Origin of the sequence: Rhizobium fabae (assembly GCF_003985135.1) — a bacterium.
GTDB classification, from domain to species: Bacteria; Pseudomonadota; Alphaproteobacteria; order Rhizobiales; family Rhizobiaceae; genus Rhizobium; species Rhizobium pisi.
Genome location: NZ_ML133656.1, coordinates 171,143 through 183,417 on the forward strand (window position 1 = coordinate 171,143; position 12,275 = coordinate 183,417).

Here is a 12,275-nt window from a genome sequence, read left to right on the forward strand (position 1 = left end):
TGGTCCCCTAGTGGCCGGGAATCTCGATGCGCCGCTCGAGCGCGCGGAACGACGCGAGCGACATGCTGGTGAGGGCTAGATAAAGTGCCGAGGCCACCAAATAGAACGTGAGCGGCGCCCTCATCGATCCCGCACCGATAAAGGCCACACGCATGATATCGGTCAGCCCGATGACCGACACGAGGGAAGTATCTTTCACGAGGGAAGCCCAGAGATTACCGTAAGCGGGTAGGGCGACGCGCATCATTTGCGGCAGGATGACGAACAACCAGATCTGCCATGGTTTCAGGCCCAGACTGCGCGCGGCCTCCGCCTGTCCTTGCGGAACACTCATGATCGCCCCGCGGAAAATCTCCGCACAATAGGCACCAAAGACGATCATCAACGCGGCTATACCGGCGGCAAAGGCATTGATTTCGACATAGCGGCCCGTCAGCGCAGTGATGGCCGCCGTTCCCCCGAAATAGACGACGAGAATGATGAGCAGTTCGGGCAGGCCGCGCACGATCGTCGTGTATGCCCGTCCAAGGAGGGCTACGACATCCCGTTTTGATAGTTTGGCCATGGCGACAAACAGACCGAGAAGTGATCCCAGTGCGCCGCTTACCAGCGACAGTACAACTGTTATCTGCAGACCATTGAAGAATTGAAGTGCAAAGCTAAGCACGCATGTCCTCTCCGCCTTATGTCGGGTTGCCCCTCGGAATAAGGTCGACTTATGTATGGTTTCTCATCAAAAGAGCGCTTACTACCGGAGATAGTATTATTAATACCTATAATCTCAAGTAATATTCGCGTTAAACCAAGATTTATACTTTGACAATTTGGCGTCAATTTATAAGGTGTTCTTAATTGCAATAAGCGAAGCTTATACGCCGCTCCCGTCATCCTCCGAGAACCTCTCTTTCACGGCGATGACGCTCGGGCTGGTCAAACCATAGGACCGAAAAATATGGTCGGCAAAACCACGACGGGAGTGACGATCCGGCAGCTACAGATTTTTCGCGAGGTTTTGCGCGCGGGATCGGAACGGCATGCCGCGAAGATCCTCAAGATCACCCAGCCCGCCGTCAGCCAGCAGATCAGGCAGCTTGAGCTGGAGACTGATCTTACGTTGTTTGCGCGGGAGAATAATCGGCTGATACCGACGGATCGCGCCTGGGATCTGCTGCACAGCGTCGACGGTGCCCTTCAGAGCGTCGACCGGATCCAAAAGTCGATTGCTGCCATTCGCAACGAAGAGGCAGACTCATTGAGCTTGGCTGCTCCGGGCGTTTTCTGTCTGAACGCCATCCCACGGGCCATCCAAGCTGTCCGTAAGAACAGTCACCTGTCGTTTCAAATCAGATCCGGCAGCTACCAGCAGATTGCAGAGCACGTTCTAAACGGCCGGGCCGATCTGGGAGTTTCGCGGCTGCCGCTCGATGAGCGTGCCTTCGATTGGGCACCGGCCGCCACGGCCAGGAACGTCTGCCTGTTCCCAGCAGGACATCGGCTGGCCGCCAAAGAAGTGATCACGCCAGAGGACATTGTCGGTGAACCATTGGTGGACATAGAGCCCCAGTTTGCCGCCCATCAGATGAATATCAATGCCTTGCGTTATAGGGGCATGGAGCCGGATCTAGCCGTTGAATACGACGCGAACGGCCATGACGTAGGCTTCGTCGCGGCCGGTGTCGGAATTTCGATCATCAACAGCCTGATTGCGCGCGAATATCGGCAATTCGGGCTGGAGTTCAGGCCGTTCGAGCCTGGCGCTGTCTACCACTACGTGGTGTTTTGGCAACGGGGGCGGCAACTCACCGCCGGCATGCGACAAACTGTCGATGAGTTAGTGGGCGCCTTCACAGCGACGTAACGAGGTGTCCAGCGCCGCGCGTCGGTCTTGGCAGTGGGTTTAGACTTTCAGAATGGCGATGGTATCGAGCTGTTTCGGCACGACGCTCGACAAGAGGGATGTCTTGGCTTTCCCCGTGGCCCTCGAAAATCTCTGGTTTCGTCGGGATTTGCGCCCAGAAATCAACGACCATCGATAAACGTTTGTCAGCCCATCCTTTCAGAGGCGTGGGAGCCTGGGCTTGCTGGGAAGACTACTGTGCGGTTTCCATTAATGAACGTCCGATGATGAATGTGAGCATGAACGGCACGCGCCAGTACTTGACTCTCGACATCTCGACCGATCGAGACATAGTCGTCGGCACTCTGGGCGTGGGTAATGCGGGCGGTATCCTGCTCGATGATTGGGCCCTCATCCAGGTCGGTCGTGACATAGTGCGCTGTCGCCCCGATCAGCTTGACGCCACGCTCATAGGCCTGCTTGTAAGGGTTGGCACCCTTGAAGCTGGGCAAAAAAGAGTGGTGGATGTTTATGATCCGCCCTGACATCTCCTGGCACATCCGGTCGGAAAGAATCTGCATGTAGCGGGCAAGGACGATCAGATCAGTGCCGGTCGTCAGCACCAGTTCCCTGATTCGCTCCTCTGCCTGCGGCTTGTTTTCCTTCGTCACTAGGATGTGATGGAAGGGGATGTCGTGGTTGACGACGATCTTCTGATAGTCGAGATGGTTAGATACCACCCCGACAATATCGATCGGCAGGGCACCGATGCGCCAGCGATAGAGAAGGTCGTTGAGGCAGTGGCCAAAGCGCGACACCATCAACAGAACCTTCATCCGGCTCTTTGCGTCGTGGATTTCGGATGCCATGCCGAATTTTTCCGCGATCGGTTTGAAACCCTCGACAAGCTGGTCCTGCGTCACTCCTTCTTCGGAGATGAACGAGACGCGCGTGAAGAATTTTCCCGTGTCGAGATCGTCGAACTGCGATGAATCCAAAATGTTGCAGCCCGCAGCCGCAAGATAGCTTGAGATTGCGGCAACGATGCCGCGCGTTGATTGGCAAGATACTCTGAGATAGTAGGATTTCATCGTCTTCTTCCCCGCTCACAAGACTCGTTCAGGCTTGATCCATCAGTTTGATGAACGTGTCCATCTCCTCGGTATCGATGCCGACGAGGTGGCGCTTTTCCGGATAGGCTCCAGAGCGCACATCTTCGGCAAATTCGCTGAAGGCGGCGATGCGCTCGCGCTGCAGCCGATCATGTTCGGCGGCGAAGTTGCGATAGACTTTGGCATGGCGCGGATAGTGGTCGCGGTTGGCGCCGAGCACGTCGTCGGCGAAGAGATATTGGGCGTCGCAGCCGCTGCCCGCGCCCATCGAGATCATCAGCATCGAGGTGTTGCTGCTGATGGCCGCGGCGACATCCCCAGGCACGACTTCGATTTCGGCGGCGAAAGCACCGGCCTCTTCCAGCGCCCTGGTCTGCCGCCAGATCTCGGCCGCACTTGCCGCCGTCTTGCCGACGGCGCGGAAGCCGCCGGTCCAGGTCGCCTTCGAAGGGATCAGCCCGAGATGGCCGCAGACAGGGATGCCCTCGTCCCGCAGGCGCCGGATCGTCTGCAGGCTTGCGGCGCAATATACCGCATCGCCACCGGCCTTCAGCGCCGCGAAAGCCGCACGCAGATAGTCCTCCGCCGAGACATGGTCGCCATATTCGAGCCCCGGAATGGCAAAGGGAGTGGGCGCGGCCTCGCGAAAGACCGGCCCGAGCAGCGAGGGCGGCACCGAGACGATATCGATGCCCGCTTTTTCGGCGGCTTCCGCCTCCTCCAGCGTGGTGACGCGCAGCATGGTGAGCTGGCGCTTGCCTTTTTCCGCAAGCAGATCGGCGACGGTTGCGCGTCTATGTTTCTTCATCGTCAAATTCCTTTGAAAATACCGGGTGAAAATATCGGCCAGCTCACGCGGCCAGCAGAGATTTCAGCTTGATGTCGGTGGCTGCGAGTGCTGCCGGGTCCGGATGGGCACGCGCGGCGATCAGCATTTCGGCGAGCCTGATGTCACGTGCCACGGCATTGCCTAGCCCGATGCCGCTTGCGGCGATCAATCGGCCGGTGGCGTCGAGATGGAAGAGAATGAAGGCGCCTGCGCCGAGATCGCGGCGATGATGCGTGACGGCTCCTTCGGCAAGACCCGCAATCTGCAGCGTCATGTCGTATTGATCCGACCAGAACCACGGCACGGATGAAACGGCCTCGTCGAGGCCGAGCATGTTCGCCGCAGCCAAAGTGCCCTGCTCCTGGGCGCTGCGCCAGGATTCGAGCCGTACCCGCCGGCCGCCATAGATCGACAGCGGAAAGGAGCAGCAGTCGCCGGCGGCAAAAACATCCGCTGCGGAGGTCCGGAGATGGATGTCGACGGCAATGCCGTTGTCGATGGCGAGGCCCGCTCTTTCGGCGATCTCGACATTCGGTCGGGCACCGATGCCGACAAGGACGAGATCGGCTTCGATCGCCTCACCTCTCGACAATCTGATCTGGGCTTTGCCGTTTTCCGCAGTCAGCGCCTCGATGGAGACGCCGCAGCGGATGTCGACGCCCTCGGCGCGGTGGCGCTGGGTGATGAGATGGGCGATCTCCTCCGGCACGCCGCGCTTCAGCACGCGTTCCAGCCCTTCGATGACGGTGACCTCGGCGCCGAGCAGCCGCGCCGTTGCCGCAAGCTCCAGTCCGATGAACCCGCCACCGATGATGGCGACATGCCGTCCCGGCTTCATCACATCACGCAGCGCCGCCGCATCGTGATGGGTCCTCAGCGCGCGAATATGCGGGCTGCCCTGCGGCGCGCCGGGGAAGGAGCGTGCAGCGGCACCCGTCGCAAGCAGAAGCTTGTCGTAGGAAAGCACGGTACCGTCCGAAAGCGTGACGGTCCTAGATGCGGGGTCGAGATCCCTTGCCTCGAGGCCGGTCAGCAGCCGGATGCCGTTTTCGACATATTTTTCCGCCGTCGCGATGAATTTCGGATCGCTTGCATCGGTGGAGCCGGCCTTCGAGAGCGGCGGCCGTTCATAGGGCGGAAGCGGCTCGGCGCCGACTAGCGTTACTTCGCCGGCAAAGCCCTTTTCCCGCAAGGCGAAGGCGGCGCGCGCACCGCATTCGCCTGCCCCCAAGATAACGAAATGAGCCACGTCCAGCTCCCTCAGAGCGAGATGAAGACGGCGCCGTCTTCGATCTTGACCGGATAGGTCTTGAGATTGACGCAGACCGGCGCACCCTTGGCTTCGCCCGTCTTGTAGTTGAAGCGGCCGTTATGTTTCGGACATTCGATGATCTCATCCATGACAAGCCCGTCGGCGAGATGGATATGTTCGTGTGTGCAGAGCCCGTCGGTGGCGAAGAATTCGTCATCCGGGCTGCGATAGACCGCGAAGGTGCGCCCGTCGTGATCGAAGCGGATGACATCCTCCTCGTCGATCTCGTCCTTGCCGCAAACCTGGATCCAGTTTCCGCTCATCTTATCCTCCCTCGATTGTCGTTATTGCGCGGCCGGAGCCAGCTCGTTGTGGAATTCCTCGCGATAGGGCCGCGCGGTGGCCGGCAATTCGCGCTTCAGGAAATAGTCCTCGTTGCGCAACTGGCGCAGGAAGGCCGGGATCATTTCGCGATAGCCGGAGAAGATCGACGCGTTCGGTGCCGGCAGGTCGTGCTTGATCATCGCGTGCAGCTGGGGCAGCGCATGGTAGGGCACCATCGGGAACATGTGGTGCTCGACGTGGTAGTTCATGTTCCAGTAGATGAAGCGGCTGATCGGGTTCATATAGACCGTGCGGCTGTTCAGCCTGTGGTCGATGACGTTGTCGGCCAGGCCGCCGTGCTGCAGCAGTCCGGTCAGCACATGGTGCCAGGCGCCGTAGAGGCGCGGCAGGCCGATCAGCATCAGCGGCAGGATCGAGCCGGTGGCGACCGCGACGGCGATTGTCGCCAGATAGATCGCCAGCCAGATACGGGCGAAGCGGATAGCCTTCGGCTGCTCCATCTCCGGAATAAAGGTCTTTTCCGCCGCGCTGACGCCGCCGAAGGCATTGCGCAGCATATCGACGACGGCATGCCAGACGTCGAGAATGCCGACGAAATTGAGGATTAGCCGGAGGAGGTCCGGCGGCCGCATGACGGCGATCTCCGGATCGCGGCCGACGATGACTGTATCGGTGTGATGGCGCGTATGGCTCCAGCGCCAGGTCACAGGATTGCGCATGATCATGAAGCAGGCGATCTGGTAGACGGCATCGTTCATCCAGCGCGTCTTGAAGGCGGTGCCATGGCCGCATTCGTGCCAGCGGCTGTCGGAGGCTGAGCCATAGAGCACGCCATAAGCGAGGAAGAAGGGCAGCGCGATCCACGAACCCCAGAAATAGATGCCGAGCCCGGCAAAGACCACCATGCTGCCGAGCCAGATGACCGTGTCACGGATGGCCGGCGCATCGGAGCGCTGCATCAGCGCCTTCATCTCCTTGCGCGGAATTTCCGTATGATACCACTCAGCCGCTGCAAGGCCGTTTTCTATCGCCGTCCTGCCGCTCTCTCCGAGTAGATCGTAATCTCTTTGTCGCTTTGCTCTTGCCACCACCGCGTCTCCTGTCAGACGAACAAAGGATATTGCAAGGCATGCTCCGATCTCAACGCTGCGATGATGATTTCTATCAAACTTATCATTGTCGCCTAGTATTTGATGATAAACTTATCATAAATACGGCTTGCCAAGTCCACGGGACTGGGGAATCCTGTCAGCGGCGAGGTAGAAGCCTTGCATAGAAAGAGGATGGGAATTGGCGGCAAAACGAAGACCGACAGCGGCCGATGTCGCACAGGTTGCAGGCGTTGGCTTGGCGACAGTCGACAGGGTCCTGAACGGCAGGGCACCCGTGAGAAAAGAAACTGTCGATCGCGTCAAAGAGGCTGCAGAGCAGCTCGGTTATCACGCGCTGCCCCTCATACGGCGCCGGGTGTCGGCGAGGATCGCAAACGTTCGCCTAGGATTCGTGCTTCAGAAGCAGGCGGATCCGTTTTATCAGAACGTTGCCACTGCTCTCCGTCGAGAGTTTTCGTCGAGACTCGAGGTCAGCGGCAAGCTTGAGATCGTCTTCGTGGACGAGATTTCTGCCAGGTCGCTGGGAAAGAAAATTCTAGAGGTAGGGACCAGGACCGACGCAGTTGCGTGCGTAGCGATCGAACATCCGCTTGTCGTCGAAGCCATCGATGAATTAAATCTCCAAAGGAAGTCAGTCTTCACTTTGTTATCAGGAATTTCCGCCAGCGGGGTCACCGGGTATATCGGTCTAGATAGCCGCAAGGTCGGCCGCACAGGCGCTTTCATCATCTCCAGGATGGCCCCTGCCAAAGGTAAAATTGCCACACTCGTGGGAAGTCATAGATACCGAGGCCAAGAAGTCAGTGAGATAGGATTTCGATCCTTTTTCCGCGAAATAGGAGACGAAGCGCGGCTGCTTGAGACTATTGTCAATCTCGATGATCCAGAGGTGGCTCGAGAAGTCACGACAATCCTCCTTGACCGTCACGTCGATCTGGCCGCGATCTACGATGCGGGTGGGGGACGGGACGGTATCATTGAGGCAATTCGAACGCACAGCAGTGGGCAGCGACCAGTCGTTGTATGCAACGATCTCACCGGCGCGACACGATCCGCCCTCATCGACGGTATTGTCACCTGCGTCCTTTGTTTACCGGTCGAGGCATTCGCACGTGCCGTCATTGACGAGATGATTGCATCCATCACAGGCTTACGCGCGGTCGCGCCAAACCGGACTTTGCCGTTCAACGTGGTTTTTCCCGAAAACTTGCCGGCATAGTCCGGCGACTTGCTTAAGGTCTTAAACTGTGAGCTGCGGAGGGTTGTCCATTAACCTCAAGCCGGGAAGCTGGCTCTGCGAGCGGGCAGATCGGGTTGGCAAAGTCTGAGGGATTTTCCACCGCCTCCAGCTCTAGTTCTCTCCTTTCAGAGCATGCCTGACTCGGAGGATAGTGATCGCAACAGTTCCAACAACCACAGGAACGGCAATAAGCATGATCACCGGATCGAAATGGAACCCCGCGTGATCTGCTGTCTCATATATCAACTTCAGCAAGCTCATCAGATAATAGCTGATCGCGATAATCGAAAAGCCTTCGACCGCGCGCTGGATCTTGACCTGCGTCGCAGCCCGATCGGCCACTGCTTGAATCTGTGTCGCGTTTTGAAATTCGATTTCGACCTGAATTCGGGTCTGCAGCAGATCGAGCAGGTGCATCGTAGCTCGAGATAGCTGCTCGAGCCTCAGGGCGGTCGCCTCGCAGGTTCGAACTGCAGGCTTGAAACGTCGTTCGACAAAGGTACCAAAACGTTGGAAGCCGGGGACATGGGTTTCCCGTAGGAGGGCTATCCGCTCTTCAACGATTTTGGCGTAGGCAGCGGTCGCTCCGAACCTGTTTCTGGTTTCTGCAGTGGCCGAGATGATATGCGACGAAAGAACCGTGATCTCGTTAAGCAGGTCCTTGTGCTGATGTGCCGGAGTACTCAAGTTGCGATTGGTCAGTTGAACGAGCTCCGCATCATATGCGCCGAGAAGGGGGGCAAGGCGTCGCGCCTCCGGCAATCCGAGCAGTGCCATTGCTCTATAGGTTTCTACCTCGCAGATGCGACGCACCATGCGCCCCAGGCGATGCGCGTTCAGGTCCTTGTTGAACAGGATGATCCTGCTTGAATTGTCAGGTCTGACCCGAAAATCGGAGCAGACTTGCGCCGACCCACCACCAATCGAAGACGCCGCGGTATCGCCGAAATCGAAGGATTTCAGAACCGGTCCCAATTCCTCAGGAGGATCTCCCAGGACAAGGATACTGACGTGGCAAACAAGACGAGGAGCATACAAACCTGCCAGCCGCGCAAAATCATCCTCGGTGAGATCCGATTCCGGCCAACGCCCGGGCTCCGAATGCAATTTCCGCAGGCGTGTGACCGTGACGAATTCAGTATGCCGTTCGACCCTGACTGAAATCTCGTCATCGACTTTCAGGCTATCGTGGAACTCCTTGATCGCCCCATCCAAGGGCATGAAAGCAATGTGCTCGACGATCGCCGGACCGGTGAAATAGATCGACGGCCGCGCGTGAAGCTCGGAGTTGAAGTCGGCTGTCTCCAGCTTAAAAGGAGGTGGACTGGAGACATGGAGCGTGGAAGCTGGTGTGGTCACCGAAACTGGTTCTTCTGCGCAATTAAAAGTCACGTCTATTTTCCCCATTCCCATCAACACCCGAACCGGCGAACCTATATGAACCGTACGCAATCAACTTGACAGCCCCGCTGGCGCAAAGAATCCACCGGCCCGGTGAGTGCTCCGTGAAGAGCCGCTGAACGTCTACCCTCTAAGAAACGTCCGCACGATTGTCGCGCCAGCTATATTTCGGACAATATCCGAGAACGTCTCGGGCTAACCGGCTTGAAACGAGGCTGCCATGCTCTTCAATCTGTCCTTGGATCCGAACATCGGGATAGTAGGTGGCCATAAGCGCATGTGTTGGCTGCGCCATTACGGTATCATCTGCTGCGATCACAAAATGATGGAACCCGCTGAGGTCTGAGTTCAACGCAAGCGAAATAGCTTGGGCACAGTCGCGGCTGTCGACGTAAGACCACAGGTTCCATTTCTGAAGTTCTGGATTCTGTTCGGTAGCCTTGAACTCATTGTATTGGTGGGGTTCCTTTACCCAGGAAAACCGCAGACCAATCATCTTGAGAGAAGGATCCCAACGGCAAAACTCGGCTGCGACGGCTTCGTCCACAAGTTTGGACAGAGCGTAACTACTTTCCGGCTTTGAGGTGACGCTATCGTCGACCGGGAAATAGGGAGGTGGCTCGGTAAACGGGATGCCAAGCAGGGTCTCGCTGCTTGCAAAAACAATGTTTTTGACGCCTGCGATCTTTGCCGCCTGGAAAACATTGTAACTGATGGCGGTATTTGTGTGAAATATGTGCGTGCTCGGAGCGACTTTCGCGCCCACAATCGCAGCAAGATGAACAATCGCATCAATTTTCGGTTCGAGGTCAACGACCGCATCCAGAACCTGGCCGTAATCCCGCATGTCAACCTTAGCGGAGGGCCATCTGGTGTCGGAGGATGGTGCCGCATCAATCCCGATAACCTGATGCCCCTCTTCAAGAAGGCGCTCAATCGCAGCCCGTCCAACTCTTCCACTGCTTCCAGTTACCAGAATTTTCATGAGATAATCTCCCTTCGTAGCTTCTAGGCGTCGATGCAAAAATGTCTCAACTTCAGCGCCTTTTCCCTTAGCATCCGAGAACGTCGGCGAGCTCTGCCAGATCCTTGACAGCTATGTCGCACTCGTCGTCGGCCACCAGATCAGTGGTCTGATCCGGCCCATGTTCGGTCGACCTAAGGACGAAAAAGGTCTTCATTCCGCACCCTCGCGCAGCCTCAAGATCGTCATTGTGGGCGGCGACCATCGCGGTCTCCTCGACCGACAGGCCGGCGCTCTCCGCCGACCTGAAATAGACCTCGGGACGTGGTTTGTAGTTCTTCGCCGTTTCGGCGCCCAGAATGACGTCCCAACGCAAGGAGGCATACTTGGAGAGCCACAGCATACCCGCCACGTGTCCGTTAGAGATCGGACCGACGGCGAATCTCCGCTTAAGGCGATCGATCGCGGCGACCGAGTCCGGCCACGGGTCGAGCCTTTCCCAGGCCTTGTTAAGATTATCGAGGCTTTGCGCAGTAAACCGTGTAGCATCGACGCCGCTGTAAGCCAAAGTCACTTTCAGATTTTCCAGGTTCAAGACGTCAAGGGGTACCCAGGAGCGCTCACCCGTACGAACTCTTTCCATTGCCGGCTGATAGAGAGAGCGCCAGTCGGTGGCGAATTTATACGGATCAATAGCGGTGCCTTGCGAGGAAAAGAACTTCTCGACGTGACGAGCGACACTGCCTCGCCAGTCGACAACGGTGCCGAACACGTCGAAACCGAGAAGCTTTACGTCCTTGAAATCGGGCATCTCAAAGTCTCCTTTTTGAGCGGCCGGACGCTGTTGCCCGCCATTCGATCAGACAATTTTGGGCTTCACGTACATCAGAGCGATCAGCGCAGTAACGGTCCAGACGGCTGCGACGAGATAGATGCCGGTGTCCGGGCTTCCCGTCATGGTCGTCAGGTAACCGATGATGAAGGGTGCGACGAAACCGGCGGTGAGGCCGATGCTGTTAACGAACGCGATACCCGTAGCCGCAGCCTTGCCCTTCAGCACCGCAGTCGGAAGCGTCCAGAAGACAGGAAGCGATGCCATGACGCCGCTGATCGCCATGCTCATGCCAAGGACGACTAGCACTATGTTCGCCTTGAAGACCGTGCTGACGATGAAGCCCGAGATGCCAAGCATACAGCTAGCAAACAGGTGCCAGCGGCGCTCGCCGACATTGTCCGAATGACGGTTGACGAGCAGCATAACGACGACCGCCGCCCCGTATGGGACCGCCGATAATATCCCCAGCTCGATAGTGTCGGTCACGCCCGCATTTCGGATGAGTGACGGCATGTAGAAGAAGACGCCTGTCTGGGAGAGAACGATCCCGAACAGGATGCCCGCGAGCAGCAGCACGCCTTTGTCGGAGAAGATAGCCCTGAAGTCGATGTCATGCTTGCGAAGGTCTTCGGTATTGAGATTGCCACGCAGCGTCTTCTTCTCGGAAGGCGAAAGCCACGAAGCTTCCTCGATGCTGTTGGTCAGCCATTTGAAGACGACGAGCGCCATCAATACAGCCGGAAGTCCTTCGAGTAGGAACATCCATTGCCAGCCTGACATACCTAGCGCGCCATGTGTTCCAGCGATGATGAATGCCGACACCGGAGCGCCTAACACGCCAGCGAAGGGCGCTGCGAGATAGAGCAGCGACGTGATGCGTGCGCGGCGATGGGCCGGATACCAATTGAGCAGATAGAAGATTACACCCGGAAAGAGCCCGGCTTCGCCAATACCAAGCATGATTCGAAGAAAGTAGAAGGAGAGTTCCGAGTACACGAACAGCATCGCCATGGAGATGCAGCCCCAGGTAAACAGGATTCGCGCCAGCCACCGTCTCGCTCCAAAGCGGTGAAGCATCAAGTTGCTCGGGACTTCGGCAAGTGCGTAGCCGATGAAGAACAGCCCAGCTCCGAGCCCGTAAACTGCCTCACTAAAGTTTAGCTCAGCATTCATGGGGATCTTGGCGAAGCTGATGTTGATGCGGTCCAGGTACGAAATCGTGTAGCAGGCAAGAAGGATTGGCAGCAGCCGCAGCGTTACCTTTCTGTAGAGGGCGTCCTCTGTGTCCTCGCCCACTCTTTCGACGCGCGATATCGTCGCATTGTCGGCGCGTTCCATCATGCGTTCT

12 protein-coding genes are annotated in these 12,275 nt (G+C 57.6%); 2 read left to right on the forward strand and 10 right to left on the reverse strand.

The window, feature by feature from the left end; translation table 11 throughout:
• Positions 1–7 precede the first annotated feature (7 nt).
• The gene (locus EFB14_RS24110) at positions 8–667 is read right to left on the reverse strand and encodes an ABC transporter permease (protein WP_126829168.1); all 660 of its coding nucleotides are present in this window, start codon (positions 665–667) and stop codon (positions 8–10) included.
• A 285-nt stretch (positions 668–952) separates the two neighbouring features.
• On the opposite strand from EFB14_RS24110, the gene EFB14_RS24115 reads away from it, so the two are divergent.
• A complete protein-coding gene (locus EFB14_RS24115; RefSeq protein ID WP_126829169.1) occupies positions 953–1,858 on the forward strand; it encodes a LysR family transcriptional regulator in 906 nt (301 codons plus the stop codon).
• Positions 1,859–2,043: 185 nt separating this feature from the next.
• Here EFB14_RS24115 and purU read toward each other — a convergent pair whose 3' ends face one another.
• Genes purU through EFB14_RS24140 form a run of 5 tightly spaced genes read right to left on the reverse strand, consistent with a single transcriptional unit; the run spans position 2,044 to position 6,463 of the window.
• The gene (gene purU / locus EFB14_RS24120; RefSeq protein WP_097600971.1) at positions 2,044–2,928 is read right to left on the reverse strand and encodes a formyltetrahydrofolate deformylase; all 885 of its coding nucleotides are present in this window, start codon (positions 2,926–2,928) and stop codon (positions 2,044–2,046) included.
• A 28-nt stretch (positions 2,929–2,956) separates the two neighbouring features.
• Complete coding sequence (locus tag EFB14_RS24125; RefSeq protein WP_126829170.1) at positions 2,957–3,757, reverse strand: 3-methyl-2-oxobutanoate hydroxymethyltransferase; 801 nt, start codon at positions 3,755–3,757, stop codon at positions 2,957–2,959.
• Positions 3,758–3,800: 43 nt separating this feature from the next.
• Positions 3,801–5,027, reverse strand: coding sequence for an NAD(P)/FAD-dependent oxidoreductase (locus EFB14_RS24130; RefSeq protein ID WP_126829171.1), 1,227 nt, complete (start codon positions 5,025–5,027; stop codon positions 3,801–3,803).
• An 11-nt stretch (positions 5,028–5,038) separates the two neighbouring features.
• A complete protein-coding gene (locus tag EFB14_RS24135) occupies positions 5,039–5,353 on the reverse strand; it encodes a MocE family 2Fe-2S type ferredoxin (RefSeq protein ID WP_028758296.1) in 315 nt (104 codons plus the stop codon).
• A 21-nt stretch (positions 5,354–5,374) separates the two neighbouring features.
• Positions 5,375–6,463 (reverse strand): fatty acid desaturase family protein, encoded by a 1,089-nt coding sequence (locus EFB14_RS24140; RefSeq protein ID WP_126829172.1) that lies wholly within the window; start codon positions 6,461–6,463, stop codon positions 5,375–5,377.
• Between the two features lie 202 nt (positions 6,464–6,665).
• On the opposite strand from EFB14_RS24140, the gene EFB14_RS24145 reads away from it, so the two are divergent.
• The gene (locus tag EFB14_RS24145; RefSeq protein WP_126829173.1) at positions 6,666–7,706 is read left to right on the forward strand and encodes a LacI family DNA-binding transcriptional regulator; all 1,041 of its coding nucleotides are present in this window, start codon (positions 6,666–6,668) and stop codon (positions 7,704–7,706) included.
• 132 nt (positions 7,707–7,838) lie between these two features.
• Here the strand turns inward: EFB14_RS24145 and EFB14_RS24150 are convergent, their stop codons facing one another.
• The 4 genes from EFB14_RS24150 to EFB14_RS24165 all read right to left on the reverse strand — a co-directional run bounded on the left by EFB14_RS24150 (position 7,839) and on the right by EFB14_RS24165 (position 12,268).
• Complete coding sequence (locus EFB14_RS24150) at positions 7,839–9,134, reverse strand: DUF3422 domain-containing protein (protein ID WP_097600992.1); 1,296 nt, start codon at positions 9,132–9,134, stop codon at positions 7,839–7,841.
• 124 nt (positions 9,135–9,258) lie between these two features.
• Complete coding sequence (locus EFB14_RS24155; protein WP_126829174.1) at positions 9,259–10,113, reverse strand: NAD-dependent epimerase/dehydratase family protein; 855 nt, start codon at positions 10,111–10,113, stop codon at positions 9,259–9,261.
• 67 nt (positions 10,114–10,180) lie between these two features.
• The gene (locus tag EFB14_RS24160; protein ID WP_126829175.1) at positions 10,181–10,903 is read right to left on the reverse strand and encodes a haloacid dehalogenase type II; all 723 of its coding nucleotides are present in this window, start codon (positions 10,901–10,903) and stop codon (positions 10,181–10,183) included.
• Between the two features lie 48 nt (positions 10,904–10,951).
• Positions 10,952–12,268, reverse strand: coding sequence for an MFS transporter (locus EFB14_RS24165; protein WP_126829176.1), 1,317 nt, complete (start codon positions 12,266–12,268; stop codon positions 10,952–10,954).
• Positions 12,269–12,275 lie beyond the last annotated feature (7 nt).